Source organism: Streptomyces sp. NPDC091371 (assembly GCF_040684275.1).
Lineage (GTDB): Bacteria > Actinomycetota > Actinomycetes > Streptomycetales > Streptomycetaceae > Streptomyces.
This window is the reverse complement of record NZ_JBFBFP010000022.1, coordinates 78,505-94,274: the sequence shown is the minus strand read 5'-3', so window position 1 is coordinate 94,274 and position 15,770 is coordinate 78,505. Positions and strand designations below refer to the sequence as shown.

The window sequence follows — 15,770 nt, the reverse complement described above, 5'->3', positions numbered from 1 at the left end:
CAGGGCCAGGGCTAGGGCAGCTTCGCGAAGGGCGACAGGAAGGCCCGTGCACCAGGGGTGTCCAGGCGGTACGAGACGTTCGTGGCGTAGCACGGCCCGTCACCGGTGATGGTGGTGGCGACCAGGGTCCGCTCGCCGTCCACCGTGGCGAAGTTGGGGCCGCCCGAGTCCCCGTAGCAGGCCCCGCCGTTGCCCTGGGGCGCCGTCATGCCCAGGCGTACCCAGGCGTCGTTGAGGGCGTTGAACGTGACGGGCGCCTTCATGCGGACGCCTCCGCCGGGGTGGGTGTGGCCGCCGGGGCCGCGCAGCGCCTCCTGGGTTCCGTACCCGGCGACCGAGAAGGGGGTGTTCTGGAGCCCCCGCGGGCCCAGCGCGTCGAGCGCCCCGGCCTTGGGGAGTGCGGCCGGGGTGAAGGTCCAGCGGGCCCCGACCCGGGCGGCGGGCAGTTCGATCACGGAGATGTCGTGGTCGTCCGCGGCCGGGCCGGGGTAGTCGGGATGGGTGTGCGCGACGCCCGCGACGGCGACGGCCGCAGCCACGGCCGCCGGGTCGCCGGGGTGTTCGGCCGCCGCCGCGTCGAGCCCGGCCTGCACGTCCTGGTCGAGTGAGACGTAGAACTTCACGTTCGCCGGCCAGTCGGTGGTGCAGTGCGCGGCGGTCAGGAAGGTGTCCGCGTCGATCATCGTGCCGGAGCAGACCCAGTCGACCCGGTCGGGGGTGGCGGGGTCGTCGTCGTTGTCCCAGGTGGCGACGAGGGCGCCCACCTCCGTGCGCTCCGGTGCGGGAGCCGCGTTGTACGAGTTGATCGCGGAGGACGGCAGGGCCGCGCCGAGGACGAGCGCGCAGGCGGCGGCGGAGACGGCACTCAGACGTGCGGGTACGGCAGTCAAGGGAAGCCCTTCGATGTCGTGGGGTCGGGGTCCTCCTGTGGGGTGACCGACAGTGAAGCGCGGGCGGCCGTCCGCGGCAAGAGTGGCGGGATTCTTTGGCTGTGGCTTGACCGTTTTCCTGTGGCGGGAGGGGAGTTGGCGAGGATTTGCGGTTCGTGGGCCATGGCCGGCGCCGTATGGCGGTTTGCCTAAACCCTTTAGGCAATTGCATACTTCCTTCAGGCAGACGAAGGAGTGGTGATGGCGGGACGGGTAGGGCTGACCGGGGAGCGGCTGGTGGAGGCCGGCGCGGAGCTCGCGGACGAGCTCGGCTTCGAGCGGGTGACGCTGTCGGAGCTCGCCCGGCGCTTCGACGTCAAGGTGGCCAGCCTGTACTCGCACGTGAAGAACTCGCACGAGCTGAAGACCCGGATCGCGCTGCTGTCGCTGGAGGAAATGGCCGACCGGGCCGCCGACGCCGTGGCCGGGCGGTCCGGCAAGGACGCCCTCGCCGCGTACGCGGGTGTCTTCCGCGACTACGCCCGCCTGCACCCCGGCCGGTACGCCGCGACCCAGTACCCGCTCGACACCGAGACCGCCCTCGCCAGTGCCGGCGTACGGCACGCGCGCATGACCCGGGCCATCCTGAGGGGCTACGACCTCGCGGAACCCGAGGAGACCCACGCCGTCCGGCTGCTCGGCAGCCTCTTCCACGGCTACGTCAGCCTCGAGAACGCCGGCGGCTTCAGCCACAGCGCCCCCGACAGCCAGGAGAGCTGGGTGCGCGCCGTCGACGCCCTCGACTCGCTGCTGCGCAACTGGCCCGCCGCACCCTGACCGCCCGCCCAGCCCAGGGCGCCCCGAACGACCCGCAGGAGCAGACGATGACCACGGATCCGCGCTGGATCACCACCCCGATCACCGCCGAACTGCTGCGCGGTGCCATCGAGCTGGAGCGCACCGCGCAGGGACTGCTGCCTCACCGGCTCCCGGCCCGGGCCCGAGCCCAGTGCGCCGACGGGCAGTTGGCCATGGTCGAGGCCCAGCCCTCCGGCGTGCGGGTGGCGTTCCGCACCCGGGCCACCGCCGTCGAACTCGACACCCGGCCCACCAAGCGCGTCTACGCGGGCGCGCCGCCCCGGCCGGACGGCGTGTACGACCTGTTCGTCGACGGCCGCCTCGCCGCGCAGGGCACGGCCGACGGCGGCAACACCCTCCTCATCGACATGCGGGACGGGAGCACGGAGCTTCGGCCGGGCCCGCCCTCCACCGTCCGCTTCGCCCCCGCGACCGCCCTGTCCGGCGCCGTCAAGGACGTGGAGATCTGGCTGCCGCACGACGAGAACACCGAGGTGCTCGCCCTGCGCACCAACGCCCCGGTGGAACCTCCGGCCGACCGCAGCCGCCCGGTCTGGCTGCACCACGGCAGTTCGATCAGCCACGGTTCCAACGCCACCAGCCCCAGCGCGATCTGGCCGGCGCTCGCGGCGTCGCTCGGCGGCGCGGAGCTGGTGAACCTCGGGTTCGGCGGCAGTGCGCTGCTCGACCCCTTCACCGCCCGCACGATGCGCGACACCCCCGCCGATCTCATCAGCGTCAAACTGGGGATCAACCTGGTCAACCTCGACCTGATGCGCCGACGTGCCTTCGGCCCGGCCGTGCACGGCTTCCTCGACACCATCCGCGAAGGCCACCCCACGGCGCCGCTGCTCGTCGTCTCACCGATCCTGTGCCCGATCCACGAGGACACCCCGGGGCCCACCGCCCTCGACCAGGACTCCCTGGCCACCGGCAGGTTGACGTTCAGGGCCACCGGCGACCCGGCGGAGACCGCCGCCGGCAAGCTGACCCTGAACGCCATCCGGCAGGAACTGGCCCGCATCGTGGGGGAGCGGTCCGCCGACGACGAGAACCTTCACTACCTCGACGGACGGGAGCTGTACGGAGCCCCGGACGCACCCCGACTGCCCCTGCCCGACAACCTCCACCCGGACACCGCGACCCACCGCCTCATCGGCGAACGCTTCGCGGAACTGGCGTTCGCCGACGGCGGGCCGTTCAGGGGGAAGGGCTGACCTGGAGGGTCGTACGGGCGCCGCCCGAGTCCTCCTTCACCACCGTGATCCGGGTCCCGGTGTCCGGGACCCGGACACCGAGCTGAGGCAGCTCGGCGTTCCAGTACGAGCCGTGGCGGTCGTCGAACACGGCCACCCCCGGCCGCGACGGGACCACCACCGGCGTGCCCGCCTTGTGCAGCACGATCCGGTCGCTCGCCCGCAGGGAGAACGGCGCGTCGAAGGTCTGGGCGCGCGCGTTGAGCAGCGTGCCGTCCGCGAACCGCAGCGGCTGCGGGCGGGCGTCGACCGGCAGCAGCATTCCGCCGCCCGGGTGGGCCTTGGTGGTGTTGTCGCTGTAGGCGGTGTCCCAGAGCCAGATCAGCACGCCCTGCTGGTAGGGGTAGAACTCCACCGTGTCCCCGCCGAAACCGAAGTTGTACGGGCCGGACTTCAGCAGGCTGCCGTAGCCCGTGTAGCGGCGGTTCTCCGCGAAGTAGGCGCGCGGGTGCTCCGCGATGCCCGCCCGGCCCTCCGTGCGCGACCACTTGTGCGCCGTCCAGCCGTTGGCGCCCTGCTCCGCGCCGTCGCGCAGCAGCTCCCGGCCGCCGTCCGCCGTGATCCGGATGTCGTCGAAGGTGACGCCCTTGCCGTGGGTGTTGCTGTCCGAGGTCACGCGCAGCCGCAGCTGGACGCTCCGCCCGGCGAACCGGTCGAGCGGGATGGCGAGTTCGCGCCGGCCGGACGAGGAGCCGGAGACCCCCCTCTCCGGGATGGCGGCCCCGTCGACCGTGCCCGGCAGCGGCGCCCAGATCACTCCGCCGTCCGTGGAAGCCTCCACCGTCAGGAAGTCGAAGTCCTGCTCGATGTCGTACCAGACGCGCGCGTCGAGCCGCGCGGAGCCGGCCCCCGTGAGGTCGACCGTACGCCCGAGGGTGTTGTCCATGAAGTCGCCGGTGCCGCTCCACCACTGACTGGCGCCCTCGTACGGGTCGGTCAGCTCGGTACGGGTCACGGAGGGCGGCAGGTGGACCAACAGGGCCTGCGGATCCTCGGTGTTGTAGCCGGACACGCCCAGCACCGCGCGGGTCTTGCGGCCCGCGTCGGCCTCCGTGTACTCCAGCCAGCCGAGCTGGAGCTTGCTCCACGGGTCGAGGTCGCCGGGGAACTCGCCCGTGGTGTTGGCGCCCTTGCCGAGGTAGGAGGCCGAGGACATCAGGGACCAGAAGTTGACGCTGTTGTCCCCGTCCGAGCTGTACAGGTCGGGCAGGCCCAGATCATGGCCGAACTCGTGGGCGAACAGCCCGGCTCCGCTGTTCTCGCCGCCCGTGAGGTAGTCACCGGCCCAGATGCCGGTGTCGCCGACGGGTGTGCCGCCGGCCTTGTTGCCCTCGGGGCCCGCGCTGCCCGCCTGGTTCCAGTACGCGAACCAGCGGTGCGCCCAGACGGCGTCCTTGCCCTGCGCGCCGCCGCCCCAGGTCTGGTCTTTGCCCGCGTGCACGACGACCAGGTGGTCGAGGTAGCCGTCGGGCTCGTCGAAGTTCCCGTCGTGGTCGGCGTCGTAGCGGTCCCACACGTCGTACTCGGCGAGCTGCGCCTTGATCTGCCCGGGCGTACGGCCCTTCGCGCGCTCGGCGTCGTACCAGGCGGTGGTGGCGTCCCGGATCATGTCCCAGTTGGTGCGGCACTGGCCCGGCTCGGTGCAGTTGTCGGTGCCGTAACGGGCCTCGTTGAAGGGGAGCTTGACCCAGTCGGTGACGGTGCCGTCCAGGTCGTAGCGGCCGGAGGACTGGAGCCGGTAGTAGGCGCGCAGGGAGGCCGATCCGGGCTCGGTGGAGAAGAACTGCCGCTGGTAGTAGTCGCGTCCGAAGTCGCTGCGCCACAGCGTGTGGTTGTCGTCCCGGGCGGGCTTTCCGATGGTGTTGTGCAGCGGCCCCGGGGTGCCGCCGAAGCGGGGGTCCGTCTGGTCGCCGAACTCGGCGAGGATGACGAAGACCTTGTCCTTGCGCTCCTGGGCGAGTTCGACGTACCGCTTGCCGATCTTCGCGGTGCGGGGGAGGGTGCCGTCCGCCTCCGCGCGCAGGCCTTCGGCGCCGCCGCCCGCCGCGACGCCTTCGAGGGCCTGGCGGCGCAGGGCTTGACGCTGGAGTTCCAGCGGGGCGGGCGGGGGAGCGGCGGCGTGCTCGGCCCGCGGCCCGCCGAGGGGTGGCGCGGGCGGCGGGGTGGCGGCGAGCGCGGGGGTGGAGAGGAGGGTGAGGGCGGCGAGGGATATCGCCGCTCCCACCGCAGCGAGTCTGCGCAACGTGGCGTGCCTTTCCGTGAATTGAGCCCGGCGGTGAACCGAAGCGCGGGTAATATTTCACATGTGACAGGTGATGGATAGATGCGCGCCGTCGCCCTCTCCCTGATGGGCCCCGCCGCGGACCGGCCTCGCGGGTGCGCCGCCCGGTACCCAAGCCCTCCATCAGCGGGTCTTCCGTCGGGGATCTCTGTTCGTAATAGCCAAATGGCCATCTGATCTATTACCTTCTGTGGTGGGGGAAGCCCCGGCCGCGCGGAGTCGCCGTGTGCCCGGAGTGACGTGCGGAGGGGAGGTGTGCCTTGATCGAGCGCTATGCGCGGCCTGAGATGGCGGCGCTGTGGACCGAACGCTCCAAGTGCGAGACGTGGGCCCGCGTCGAGGTGCTGGCCTCCACGGCACAGGCCGCACTGGGGCTCGTACCGGACGGGGCGCTGGCCGACATCCGGCGGGCACCGGTGCCCGAGGTGTCACGGATCCGGCAGCTGGAGGCGGAGCGGGACCACGAGATCCTCGCGTTCCTGGCCGCGTACACCGAGACGATGCCGGCCGACTCGGCGCGCTGGGTCCATCACGGCATGACCAGCTACGACCTCGTCGACACCGCCCAGGGCCACCTGCTGGCCCGCTCCATGGACCTCGTCCTCGACGCCGCCCACGCCTTCACCCGCGTCCTGGCGGACCGGGCCCTGGAGCACTGGGACACGGTGTGCATCGCCCGCACCCACGGGATCCACGCCGAGCCGACCACCTTCGGGCAGAAGCTCGCCGTCCACGCCCACGCCATGCACCGCTGCCTGACCCGGCTGGCCGACGCCCGCACGGCAGTGGCGGTGGGCACCGTCTCCGGGCCCGTCGGCACGTACTCCCACATCTTGCCGCAGGTCGAGTAGTACGTGTGCGGGCAGCTGGGACTGGGCGTGGAGCCGATCCCGACGCAGGTCGTCGCCCGGGACCGGCACGCGCAGCTGCTGTCCGCGCTCGCGATCACCGGCGCGGTGGTGGAGCAGTTCGCCCTGGAGATGCGCATGCTCCAGCGCACGGAGGTGCGCGAGGTCGACGAGCCCCGCAGCAGCGCCTACCAGGGGTCGAGCGCCATGCCCCACAAGCGCAACCCGACCACCAGCGAGCGCCTGTGCGGACTCGCCCGCCTCCTGCGCGCCAACGCGGGAGCCGCGTACGAGAACATCGCCCTGTGGCACGAACGGGACCTGCGGCACTCCTCGGTGGAGCGCGTCGTCCTGCCCGACAGCCTGACCGCGGCCCACTACCAGCTGGTCAGCGCGGCCGAGGTGCTCAGCGGCCTGGAAGTCTTCCCCGACCGCATGGCCCGCAACATCGACGCGACCCACGGCCTGGCCTTCTCCTCCGAGGTCTTCCTCGGCCTCGTGGCCGAAGGCGCGGAGCGCGAGCGGGCGTACCGCCTCGTCCAGGCGGCCGCCGACGAAACCTGGCGTACGGAAACCCCGCTGGCCGAAGCGCTGGCGGCGCGCGGCGTCACCGTCCCCACTGAACTCCTCGACCCCCGGCGCTTCCTCACCAACCGGAACCACCTCAAGTCCCGACTCGAAGAACTCGGCAAGGAGCTGCAGCAGCATGTGGAAGTGTGAACAGGTCATCGGCGGCGCCCTCGACGTCGAGGAAGCGGCCGCCCTCTACCGGGCGTCCACCCTCGCCGAGCGCCGCCCCGTTGCGGACACCGGACGCTTCACCCGGATGCTCGCCGACGCCAACCTCGTCGTCGTCGCCCGTGACGAGGACGGCCGGCTCATCGGCATCGCCCGCTCGATGACCGACGGCGCCTACGCCACCTACCTCAGCGACCTCGCGGTCGACGCCGCGTACCAGGGCAAGGGCGTGGGCCGCGACCTCATCCGCGCCACCCGGGAGGCCGCACCCCAGGCCAAGCTGATCCTCCTGTCGGCCCCGGCGGCCGTGGACTACTACCCGCACATCGGGTTCACCGCCCACAATTCCGCCTGGACCATGGACGGCCCGTCCACCGCGTCCTGACCCCCGATCAGCCGCCCCCCCCGCAGGACGGAACCGCGTGACATCCGAGACCCGAACCCCGGCCCTGTGGCTGCGCGCCGCCGGGGCCGCCGCCCTCTACGCCGTCGCCGCCTTCATGCTGCTCCTGAGCGTCCCGGCGATGGGCAGGGAGCTGACCCCGACGTCCGACCAGGACGTCCGGGGCGGAGCGCACTTCTGCCTCGTCCTGTCGACGCTCTTCCTGGTCATGACGGCCGTGGTGGCACGCAAGTGGAAGGCGGCGCGGGCAGTGTGCCTGCTGCACCTCGTCGTCACGCTGTACGTGTGGACGCAGGTGCCCGCCCTGTTCCAGCCGTGAGCCGGCCGCTGCGGCGCAGGTCGCCGGGGGTGGCGCCGTACCAGCGCTGGACCGCGCGGCGCAGCGCGCGGGCGTCGGCGTAGCCGCTCCGGGCGGCGATCGCGTCGATGCCGAGGTCGGTGTCGTGGAGCAGGCGCGTGATGTGGGCGCGGCGCACGGTCTCGGCCTCGTGGCTCCATGTGGTGCCGTGCTCGTCGAGGCGGCGCTGGAGGGTCCGCGTGCTGAGGGCCATGCGCCGCGCCACGCTGGACAGCGTGGGAGCGCCCTCGTCCTGGGCGGCCGAGGCGAGGGCGGTGCGGAACAGGTCCAGCCAGTCGTGCAGGGGGATCGAGGTGGCGAGCGTCTGCTCGGCGTGTCTTCGAAGGACGGCCGACAGGCCGGGCTGGGCGTGCGGGTTCGGGGCGCTCAGGTCGGTGGCGAGGAAGGTGATCGAGCTGTTCGGGGCCTCGAACTCGATGGTGCGCGTGCCGTACAGCTCGGCCAGGGCGTCATGGCGGCGGGGTGCCTCGGTGGCCAGGGCGACGCGGAGCGGAACGAGGCGGCGCTGCGCGGCCTCACCGAGCCGCCGCTGGTAGAGGGCGAGCGCGTAGGCGCGGATCGCGCAGGCCGCCTCGTAGGTCACATCGGCGTGGTTGACGTGGCTGATGGTGATCTGCGCGCCGTCCTCGGTGATCCGCAGGGCGTCCGTGCGGGTGTCGGCCACGGCGGCGAAGTAGGCGGAGGCGTCCCGGATCCCTTCGAGCGGGGTGGGCGCGGAGGTGATCAGGTAGTCCCAGACCCCGAGGGCGCCGATGCCCGACTGCTGCGCCAGTACCAGGGAGAGTTCGGTCCAGGGAGCGCGCGTGGTCGTCAGTTCGGCGATGCGGATGGCCGTGGCCGCGGGGGTCCGGCACAGGTCGTCGTTGAGGTGCTCGGGCGCCAGGCCCAGCAAGTGGGCGTATCCGTGCGGCGGGACGCCCAGCAGGCGGGCGGCGTTGACGCTGAGACGGGTGAGGGCGGAGGAGGTTGTTCCCTGATGCGCGTGCGAGACCACGGGGGCTGAGCATAGAGCAGCGTGAATTACCAGATCATCGCCGGGCCCCGGGTCCTGTTGCTCCGTCATGGCGCGGAAGGTCCCCTCGGTGGCGCGTGCTGCCCTGGGGCGGGGGATCCTTCCGGCCATAACGTGGTGCGTGCTCGCTCGTGCGGGCAGTCCGGCGCGGTGCGGCTGGTCAGCCCGCGGCTCGGCCGAGGATCGGAGCTCCCCCACGGGGGTGGGGGGCTCGGCATCCCGTGGTGGTGGACCCGCCGCCGACGCGGACCTCACGGGTGCTCATGTCACGGCTGCGGGCGGGACTTCGGCGCGCTCAGGGCCCGGCGCCGTCCAGCACCAGGTCGACCAGGCGTGGCGCGATGTCCTCGTCCAGCGGCTCTCCGGTGAGCAGGATCCGTGCGAGCAGGGGGCCGGTGATGGCCTCCACCAGGAGGTGCGGGTCGGTGTCGGCGGCCAGTTCGCCGCGGTCGATGCCGCGCCGCACCAGGAGCTCCGCACGCTCGAAGCGGGCCTGCCAGTAGGCGCGCCGGCCCTCCTCCAGGGCGCCTTCCTCGCGGACCGTTCCCAGCAGCAGGAGCGCGGTGCCCGCCGGTGTGGCGAAGAAGCGGGCGAGCGCCGTGAACAGCTCGTGCAGGTCCTCGCGGACGGTACCGGTGTCGGGTGCGGGAAGGGCTTGCTCGGTACGCGTGGCGAGCGCGTCGAAGATCAGATTTTCGCGGGTCTTCCAGCGCCGGTAGACGGAGGTCTCGTGCACGCCCGCCGCCCGGGCGACGGCCGCGACCGTGGTGGCGCCCAGGCCCTCGGAGGAGAGCAGGTCGACGGTCGCGGCCAGCACGGCCTGCCGCATCCGCTCCCCGCGCCGCTTCAGCGGCGGTGCCTCCGGCGTACCGGTCTTCTCGTCTTTCGTCACCCGGCAACGCTATCGCAAGGCCCCTTGCGATGCGTAGCGCATCGGCGTACGTTAGAACGCAAGTCGACTTGCGTTAGCTCTGGAACGTCAGCCAGGAATGGACCACCCCCCATGGAACTCATGCGCGCCGTGCGCCTGCACATCCCCTCACGCACCCTGACCGTCGACGAAGTGCCCGTCCCGACCCCCGGCCCCGGTCAGGTACTGGTCAAGGTGGAGGCGGCGGGCGTGTGCCTGTCCGACGTACACCTCATCGACGGCACCCTCACCCCCGCCCACCTCCAGGGCGACACCGTCACCCTGGGACACGAGGTCGCCGGCACCATCGCCGAGTGCGGACCGGAGGTCACCGGCTGGACGGCGGGCCGCCGGGTGGTCCTGCAGGCCGGTGAGGTCCGCGACGGCCGGGTCCTGACGCGGGGCGTCGACTACGACGGCGGCTGGGCGGGGTACGCGATCGCCGGCGCCGACACCCTCGTCGCCCTCCCCGAATCGATCCCCTTCGAGCAGGCCGCGATCATCCCGGACGCCGTCTCCACCCCATGGGCCGCCATCACCACCACCGCGGACGTACGCCCCGCCCAGGCCGCCGGGGTGTGGGGCATCGGCGGCCTCGGCGTGCACGCCGTCCAGCTGCTGCGCGCAGTCGGCGCCCACCCGATCGTCGCCGTCGACCCCGCCCCGGCCGCCCGCGACCGAGCCCTGGACTTCGGCGCCGACCTGGCCCTGGATCCGGCCGACCCGAGCCTGCCCGAGCGCGTCCTCGCCGCCACCCGCGGCCGCGCGCTGGACGTCGTGTTCGACTTCGCCGGAGTCGCCGCGGTACGGGAACAGGCGCTGCGCGTGCTCGGACCGAAGGGGCGCCTCGTCCTGGTCGGCCTGACCGACGCGCCGCTGACCGTCACCGACGGCACCCTCTTCAGCTACCTTCAGCACCAGATCCTCGGTCACTACGGATCCGCGGAGGACGCGGTGGCGCAGCTGATATCCCTGGCCGAAGGCGGCCGGCTGGACTTCTCCCGCTCCGTGAGCGACGTACTCCTGCTCGCCGACGCCGCCGAGGCCGTCGAGCGCCTGCGCACCAAGGACGGCGATCCCATCCGCCTCGTCCTGCGCCCCTGACCCCCTGCCCCTCCGGATCCCCCAGCCGCGACACCGCGACCCCTGGCCGTGCCCCGGCCGGCGCCGGCCGCGCGCGGCGGATGCCCAGCAGGGCGCCGGCCCTGCACCGCGCCCTCCCACGCATACGCATCGAAAGGCCGGTGTCACCGCACCGGAACCGATCGCGGCCGGCCCGGTGCAGGACGCCGCCGTTCCCGGCCCCGCCGGGCACATTCCCGTACGCGTCTACCGGCCCCCGACGCAGGGTCCCGTGCCGACGGTGGTGTTCTTCCACGGCGGCGGCTGGCTCACCGGCGACCTCGACTCGCACGACGACGTCGCGCGCAGGCTGTGCCGCGATGTGGAAGCCGTGGTCGTCGCCGTCGACTACCGGCTGAGCCCCGAGCACCCGTTCCCGGCCGGCTACGACGACTGCCTCGCCGCGGCCCGCCACGTCGCAGACCACATCGAGGACTGCGGCGCCCGCCCCGACAGACTCGCCCTGGCCGGCGACAGCGCCGGCGCGAACCTGGCCGCCGTCGTCGCCCTGGACTTCCGCGACGAGCGCCGCCCGCTTGCGGCCCAGCTCCTCGTCTACCCCGCCACCGACTTCGACGGCGACTACCCCTCGCGCACGCAGAACACCACCGGGTACGTCCTGAGCCACCAGGACATCCTCGACCTGCAACACCTCTACGCCGGCGACGACCCCGCGGTCCGCTCCTCGGCCCGCGTCTCCCCGCTCCGCGCGGACAGCCACGCCGGCCTCGCGCCCGCAGTCATCGCACGTACGACGGGCTGATCCACGCCTTCCTCAACCTCGACCGCATCTCCCCGGCGGCGGACGCGGCGGTCACCGAGCTGTACGACCAGCTCAAGAACCGGCTCGCCTGATCCATTGGGGAATGCTGCCCCGGATATTCGCTCGCGCCCGCGCACCCCGGCGTCTTACGGTTGAGGCCGCCGGGTGGAGCAGGTCGGCAGCTCGCTGGGCTCATAACCCAGAGGTCGCGGGTTCAAATCCCGCCCCGGCCACTGAAACGGCGGGCCCGTCGCACATCATGCGCGACGGGCCCGCCGTATTGCCCGCTTCAGCCGATTCCCACCGTGTACGCGGCCCGGTAGCCGCCGCCGTCGGGAGTGAGGGCCAGCGTCATGGCGGCGCCGGACGACCTGTAGCGGCTGTCCCGGCTGTTGGGGTGCTTCGGGGCGCGGCGCTGCGCGTAGGGCTGGCGCGCGTACACCTTCAGCAGCGTGTCCTCGGGGAAGAAGAACTGCGACGTCGTCTCGGAACGGGCGTCGGGGTGCACCTTGAAGTGGATGTGGGGTGCCAGCCCCGCGTACCAGCCGGGCACGATCGTCCGGAACACGCACCGGCCTGCGCCGTCCGTGACCTGCGTACCGCGCAGGAACGTCTCCCCGCCGGTGGAGTAGGCGCCCGAGGCGTCGGCGTGCCACACGTCGACGCCGGCGCCCGCCAGCGGCCGGCATCCCGCGGACGCCCGGACCACCGTCAGCTCCAGCCGCAACGGCACTCCGCCGCGGCCCTCGGTGATGTCGGAGCGGACCCGGTCCAGGTCCAGGTAGTACGGGCCGGCGCCCGCTTCGGTGACGAGGACACAGGCCGGGCTGCTGCCACCGCCCGACGGCTGCCCGGCGGCTCCGGGGGTGGCGGCCGAACGGGCACAGGCCCCGGCCAACAGGGCGGCCCCGGCCGAACCGGCGGCCAGCAGCACGGTACGACGGCTGGTCCGGGAGGTGTCGTTCTCGGCCATGCGAACCCCTCACGGGTGGACGGCAGCGCACTGCGCCCACCGTGCCGGACGGCCGGGCGTCAGGTCGGCACCGACACACCCCGACCCGCGACGTCGCACCTCATGGCCGCGCCCGTCCCAGCGCGCCCCCGCCGGAGTGGCGGAGCAGCCAGTCCGCCTCGTCTTTTTACCTCGGGTCCTCGCTGTCCCACGGATGGACGAGGTCGGGGGGACGGACGTGCCACGCTCTGAGCACGGCGGTCAGCTCGGCCTCGCTGCCGGCGGCAGCGGCCCTGACGAGCACCGCGCCGATGTCGTAGTCGAACCCGTCGATGCGCTCGCCGTCGTACTCCCAGTGCGCCAGGCGGAACACGCGATCAGCGTCGCTGCGCACCCAGCCCTGCCGCCGCGCCTGCGAGTCGCGCTCGTCGACCTGGGGCGTGACGTCGACGAACGCCCTGCGGTCTGCCCGAGACGCCGGGACCTCGGCCACCAGCCGCCTGCCGAGGCGGAGGGCGGTCAACTTGTCGGTGGGCCATCGGTACGGGATGTGATGCGGCCTCACCTCCGCCCCGTGTCCTCCCGGCTCCTCTGCCCCCTCATCGACTGCTCCCTCCGCTTCTCCTCAACCGCCCGAGCGCGGTCCCGCCACGCCTATGGGCGCGGCGGTGATCACTGCGGAGGACGCGAAGCTCGTCGAGGCGTTGAAGAGATGGAAGATGTTCCCCGAGGGTGAGACCGCCCCGGCCGGATCCGATGTGGCGGTCATCCGGCGCGGCCTGCCCGAGGGTACGGGTGACGTCGCCTGGATGCCGGACGCCAACACCTACTGCCTGGTGTCGATCCGCGAGCGCGGGGCCGATCGGAAGTGCATCGGGCTCCCGGCCCAGCGCAAGCCGCGGGGCTATGTGAACGTGGGCCGGGCCGCTCCGCACGGTCTTAGCGTCCAGGGGGGACCGACCCAGATGTGGCTCACCGTGAGCGTCGTCGAGAACACCGACGGGCCCTTCACCTACTCCGCCGGCACCCCGCAGCACGCGACACCGCTACAGGAGGGCACGGTGCGGTTCCCGTCGGGCAGGACGATGACGTTTCTGACGTACGAATTCCCGGAGGCCACGAGCATCCCGCACGACGCCGAGATCTGCAGTCCCGACCGCACGGTCTGCTTCCAGGCCTTCGAAGCGACTGCCCGCGGGGAGTAGGGGAGTAGGGGACGGAACGGACGGAGCCGACCGGATTCGAACCGGCGTCCTCACGGTTTTGGAGACCGCGCGCGTCGACCTCTGCGCTACGGCTCCGCCCGCCCGTCATGCTAGGTCAACCCGGGGTCTCGGTCGTGAGCCGGGTGCCCTGGGCCGTGCGCCGGTAGAGCACGTAGCGGCCGTCGCGGACGGCGCTGACGAGGCCCGACCGGCGCAGGACGCCGAGGTGGTACGAGACCGTCGCGGGGGTGAGGAAGTGCCGCGCGGCCAGCTCCGAGGTACTGGCCGGGTGGGCGAGGGCCGTGAGCAGGCCGGCTCGGGTCGAGCCGACCAGGCGGGCGAGCTCCGCGGACACGGGGTGCGCGGGAGACGCCGGGGACGGCAGGGGGTAGTGGATGAGTGGAGGCCATTGCTCGGCCGGTTCGACCGGGTCGATGGCGACGACGGGGAATCGCGCGGCGAGCGAGGGCACCAGCACCACCAGGGGTACGTGCAGACACACGGTGAAGCGGATTCCGACACGCAGTGCGCCGTTGTCCCATGCGATGTCGGGGTGCAGGGAGTTGAACAGGTCCCCGGCTCCGTACCGGGCGAGGATGCCGGCGCACCGGTCCACTTCCGCGTTGAGGAGGGACGCTGCCGCCGACCAGTGCGGGCTGAAGGCCAGCTGCCAGTAGCGGCGCAGTTCGGTGGAGGCCTGCTGGGCGACGTGGCGTCCGCCACGGGTCATGGCACGGCGCAGGGTCTCCGACGGTTCCAGTCCGCGCACGCCGATCCAGGGCAGGCCGCGGCGGACGTGCTCCAGCTCGGCGATGACCCGGTCCGGTGCGGTCCGGGCCACGAGCTCGAGTTCCTCCTCGATGCTGGGGGCGGGGGACGACGGGTACGGGCTGAGGAAGTCGGGGAAGTACCCGGCTCCCTCAAGTGCCAGGGCGGACAGCAGGGGGAGTCCGGCCCGGCGCAGGGACCGGCGGGCCCTCGCCAGCCAGGGGCCGACGTCGTTGGGTGGGGCGAGCCCCCACGGCATGAGGGTGCCGACGACTTGATGGAGCGGTGACACGACGAACCGGGACCGCGCCAACCCGGCGGCGTCGACGGTGAGTTGAATCATGCGTGCCCCCCTGCCTGCATGGATTCGAACCTCCTCGAATCGTCGCATGGAATCTCGTCCTCCGGGGGCGGGGCGCCCGAGGCTGGGCGCAGGCCGTGCACCCCGGCGCGGCCCGTCCACCGGGTCCAAGGAGGAACCATGTCCGTCCACCGAGCAGCCGTAGGGGCGGCCGTGATGGCCGTACTGACAGCCGGCGCACTCGGCCTCACCACCGGCACCGCTACCGCCGACCAGGGCCCATGGCCCGGAGGCAGTGCCCGTTCGGCACCTGCCGTGGCGCGGGCGGGCTCCGACGGCGCCCAGGCCGCCGGCCTGGTCTACTTCAACACCGTCATCGACCAGTGGTCGCACTGGACACCCGACGCGAACGCCTCCTCACACGCCGGATGGCTGTACAGGGGACGCAACTACTTCAAGTGCTACGCCATCGGTGAGTACTACGCGGACAACGGCCGGGGCAGCGTCTTCTGGCTGAAGACCGACGACGACACCGGGCACGCGAACGTCTACGTCAGTGACGTCTACCTCGACGCGTACGGCTGGGCCAACGACCTCAATCTGCTGCCGAAATGCTGAACCGGCGCCGCACCTTCACGTCCAGCCCTCTCGACCCACCCAGGAAGGGGAACCATCCCATGCACTTACGCCACCGGCTCGCGGCGCTCGCGACCGCCGCCCTCGTCACGGGAAGCGTCCTGACCGCCGCCACCTCCGCCGCGCACGCCGCGCCGCCCGCCCCACAGCGGCAGGCCACGACCGCGGGGTCCCTGGCCTACTGCAACTACTACTTCGGCAGCACGACCGTTCGGCGCGGCAGCCGGGGCGACGCCGTAGCCGAGGTGCAGTGCATCATCAACTACTGGTACGGCCACAGGGTCCTGGAAGAGGACGGCATCTTCGGCCAGTACACGGAATCCTGGGTGAAGGATTTCCAGAGGTACAACGGCATTGCCATCGACGGCATAGTCGGCCCGGTCACCTGGAGCTACCTGCGGGCCGTCTGAGCAGCGCGGTCCCCGGCCGACCTGTCCGGCGGCCACCGCTTCGGCGGCGGACCGCCGGCACGGGAAGGGCCGGCTCGACG

At 72.4% G+C, this 15,770-nt stretch carries 17 protein-coding genes, 2 tRNA genes and 1 pseudogene; 12 read left to right on the top strand and 8 right to left on the bottom strand.

Annotated elements, in window-relative coordinates; all coding sequences use genetic code 11:
- Nucleotides 1-11: 11 nt before the first annotated feature.
- The gene (locus AB0O21_RS23635; RefSeq protein ID WP_365173496.1) at nucleotides 12-890 is read right to left on the bottom strand and encodes a trypsin-like serine protease; all 879 of its coding nucleotides are present in this window, start codon (nucleotides 888-890) and stop codon (nucleotides 12-14) included.
- A gap of 240 nt (nucleotides 891-1,130) precedes the next feature.
- Between AB0O21_RS23635 and AB0O21_RS23630 the strand changes: the two genes are divergently transcribed.
- Together AB0O21_RS23630 and AB0O21_RS23625 are read left to right on the top strand one after the other, a co-directional pair.
- The gene (locus tag AB0O21_RS23630; protein ID WP_365173493.1) at nucleotides 1,131-1,706 is read left to right on the top strand and encodes a WHG domain-containing protein; all 576 of its coding nucleotides are present in this window, start codon (nucleotides 1,131-1,133) and stop codon (nucleotides 1,704-1,706) included.
- Between the two features lie 47 nt (nucleotides 1,707-1,753).
- Entirely contained in the window at nucleotides 1,754-2,944 is a 1,191-nt protein-coding gene (locus AB0O21_RS23625; protein WP_365173490.1) for a GDSL-type esterase/lipase family protein, read from the top strand.
- On the opposite strand, the gene AB0O21_RS23620 is transcribed toward AB0O21_RS23625, so the two are convergent.
- Nucleotides 2,928-5,207 (bottom strand): immune inhibitor A domain-containing protein, encoded by a 2,280-nt coding sequence (locus AB0O21_RS23620; RefSeq protein ID WP_365173487.1) that lies wholly within the window; start codon nucleotides 5,205-5,207, stop codon nucleotides 2,928-2,930. The two genes, AB0O21_RS23625 and AB0O21_RS23620, sit on opposite strands and share 17 nt — an antisense overlap.
- Before the next feature lie 344 nt (nucleotides 5,208-5,551).
- Here AB0O21_RS23620 and AB0O21_RS23615 point away from each other — a divergent pair.
- The 4 genes and pseudogenes from AB0O21_RS23615 to AB0O21_RS23600 form a co-directional block, all read left to right on the top strand.
- Nucleotides 5,552-6,358, top strand: a pseudogene (locus AB0O21_RS23615) (lyase family protein); the annotation flags it as partial.
- Between the two features lie 189 nt (nucleotides 6,359-6,547).
- Nucleotides 6,548-6,832 (top strand): hypothetical protein, encoded by a 285-nt coding sequence (locus tag AB0O21_RS23610; protein ID WP_365173548.1) that lies wholly within the window; start codon nucleotides 6,548-6,550, stop codon nucleotides 6,830-6,832.
- Entirely contained in the window at nucleotides 6,819-7,235 is a 417-nt protein-coding gene (locus AB0O21_RS23605; protein ID WP_365173484.1) for a GNAT family N-acetyltransferase, read from the top strand. Before AB0O21_RS23610 ends, AB0O21_RS23605 begins: the two co-directional genes overlap by 14 nt.
- Before the next feature lie 37 nt (nucleotides 7,236-7,272).
- Nucleotides 7,273-7,572 (top strand): hypothetical protein, encoded by a 300-nt coding sequence (locus AB0O21_RS23600; RefSeq protein WP_365173482.1) that lies wholly within the window; start codon nucleotides 7,273-7,275, stop codon nucleotides 7,570-7,572.
- Here the strand turns inward: AB0O21_RS23600 and AB0O21_RS23595 are convergent.
- A complete protein-coding gene (locus tag AB0O21_RS23595; RefSeq protein ID WP_365173479.1) occupies nucleotides 7,526-8,605 on the bottom strand; it encodes an AraC family transcriptional regulator ligand-binding domain-containing protein in 1,080 nt (359 codons plus the stop codon). The genes AB0O21_RS23600 and AB0O21_RS23595 overlap by 47 nt on opposite strands.
- 313 nt (nucleotides 8,606-8,918) lie before the next feature.
- The gene (locus tag AB0O21_RS23590; protein WP_365173546.1) at nucleotides 8,919-9,452 is read right to left on the bottom strand and encodes a TetR-like C-terminal domain-containing protein; all 534 of its coding nucleotides are present in this window, start codon (nucleotides 9,450-9,452) and stop codon (nucleotides 8,919-8,921) included.
- A gap of 174 nt (nucleotides 9,453-9,626) precedes the next feature.
- Between AB0O21_RS23590 and AB0O21_RS23585 the strand changes: the two genes are divergently transcribed.
- The 3 genes from AB0O21_RS23585 to AB0O21_RS23575 all read left to right on the top strand — a co-directional run bounded on the left by AB0O21_RS23585 (nucleotide 9,627) and on the right by AB0O21_RS23575 (nucleotide 11,651).
- Nucleotides 9,627-10,637: a zinc-binding dehydrogenase gene (locus AB0O21_RS23585; protein ID WP_365173477.1), complete on the top strand. Its 1,011-nt coding sequence runs from the start codon at nucleotides 9,627-9,629 to the stop codon at nucleotides 10,635-10,637.
- A 175-nt stretch (nucleotides 10,638-10,812) separates the two neighbouring features.
- Complete coding sequence (locus AB0O21_RS23580; protein WP_365173475.1) at nucleotides 10,813-11,418, top strand: alpha/beta hydrolase; 606 nt, start codon at nucleotides 10,813-10,815, stop codon at nucleotides 11,416-11,418.
- Nucleotides 11,419-11,577: 159 nt separating this feature from the next.
- A tRNA-Met gene (locus tag AB0O21_RS23575) sits at nucleotides 11,578-11,651 on the top strand.
- Nucleotides 11,652-11,707: 56 nt separating this feature from the next.
- Here AB0O21_RS23575 and AB0O21_RS23570 read toward each other — a convergent pair.
- Together AB0O21_RS23570 and AB0O21_RS23565 are read right to left on the bottom strand one after the other, a co-directional pair.
- Entirely contained in the window at nucleotides 11,708-12,391 is a 684-nt protein-coding gene (locus AB0O21_RS23570) for an intradiol ring-cleavage dioxygenase (protein WP_365173472.1), read from the bottom strand.
- Between the two features lie 166 nt (nucleotides 12,392-12,557).
- Nucleotides 12,558-12,935 carry a hypothetical protein gene (locus tag AB0O21_RS23565; protein WP_365173469.1) on the bottom strand — a complete coding sequence of 126 codons (378 nt, stop codon included), beginning with the start codon at nucleotides 12,933-12,935 and terminating at the stop codon, nucleotides 12,558-12,560.
- A gap of 103 nt (nucleotides 12,936-13,038) precedes the next feature.
- Between AB0O21_RS23565 and AB0O21_RS23560 the strand changes: the two genes are divergently transcribed.
- On the top strand, nucleotides 13,039-13,575 hold the full coding sequence (locus AB0O21_RS23560) for a hypothetical protein (protein WP_365173466.1): 537 nt from the start codon (nucleotides 13,039-13,041) through the stop codon (nucleotides 13,573-13,575).
- A 21-nt stretch (nucleotides 13,576-13,596) separates the two neighbouring features.
- Here the strand turns inward: AB0O21_RS23560 and AB0O21_RS23555 are convergent.
- Both AB0O21_RS23555 and AB0O21_RS23550 read right to left on the bottom strand, forming a co-directional pair.
- Nucleotides 13,597-13,671, bottom strand: a tRNA-Trp gene (locus AB0O21_RS23555).
- 19 nt (nucleotides 13,672-13,690) lie between these two features.
- Nucleotides 13,691-14,686 (bottom strand): winged helix-turn-helix domain-containing protein, encoded by a 996-nt coding sequence (locus AB0O21_RS23550; RefSeq protein ID WP_365173463.1) that lies wholly within the window; start codon nucleotides 14,684-14,686, stop codon nucleotides 13,691-13,693.
- A 138-nt stretch (nucleotides 14,687-14,824) separates the two neighbouring features.
- Here AB0O21_RS23550 and AB0O21_RS23545 point away from each other — a divergent pair, with 138 nt between their 5' ends.
- Together AB0O21_RS23545 and AB0O21_RS23540 are read left to right on the top strand one after the other, a co-directional pair.
- Nucleotides 14,825-15,262, top strand: a complete 438-nt coding sequence (locus AB0O21_RS23545; protein WP_365173460.1) for a hypothetical protein — start codon at nucleotides 14,825-14,827, stop codon at nucleotides 15,260-15,262.
- 59 nt (nucleotides 15,263-15,321) lie between these two features.
- Nucleotides 15,322-15,690: a peptidoglycan-binding domain-containing protein gene (locus AB0O21_RS23540; RefSeq protein ID WP_365173458.1), complete on the top strand. Its 369-nt coding sequence runs from the start codon at nucleotides 15,322-15,324 to the stop codon at nucleotides 15,688-15,690.
- Nucleotides 15,691-15,770: the final 80 nt, after the last annotated feature.

Bases quoted from the DNA above. Each gene is read 5' to 3' on its own strand.
- AB0O21_RS23630 (WP_365173493.1), top strand. From the start codon at position 1,131: ATGGCGGGACGGGTAGGGCTGACCGGGGAGCGGCTGGTGGAGGCCGGC.
- AB0O21_RS23625 (WP_365173490.1), top strand. From the start codon at position 1,754: ATGACCACGGATCCGCGCTGGATCACCACCCCGATCACCGCCGAACTG.
- AB0O21_RS23610 (WP_365173548.1), top strand. From the start codon at position 6,548: ATGGCCCGCAACATCGACGCGACCCACGGCCTGGCCTTCTCCTCCGAG.
- AB0O21_RS23605 (WP_365173484.1), top strand. From the start codon at position 6,819: ATGTGGAAGTGTGAACAGGTCATCGGCGGCGCCCTCGACGTCGAGGAA.
- AB0O21_RS23590 (WP_365173546.1), bottom strand. From the start codon at position 9,452: ATGCGGCAGGCCGTGCTGGCCGCGACCGTCGACCTGCTCTCCTCCGAG.
- AB0O21_RS23585 (WP_365173477.1), top strand. From the start codon at position 9,627: ATGGAACTCATGCGCGCCGTGCGCCTGCACATCCCCTCACGCACCCTG.
- AB0O21_RS23570 (WP_365173472.1), bottom strand. From the start codon at position 12,391: ATGGCCGAGAACGACACCTCCCGGACCAGCCGTCGTACCGTGCTGCTG.
- AB0O21_RS23550 (WP_365173463.1), bottom strand. From the start codon at position 14,686: ATGATTCAACTCACCGTCGACGCCGCCGGGTTGGCGCGGTCCCGGTTC.
- AB0O21_RS23545 (WP_365173460.1), top strand. From the start codon at position 14,825: ATGTCCGTCCACCGAGCAGCCGTAGGGGCGGCCGTGATGGCCGTACTG.
- AB0O21_RS23540 (WP_365173458.1), top strand. From the start codon at position 15,322: ATGCACTTACGCCACCGGCTCGCGGCGCTCGCGACCGCCGCCCTCGTC.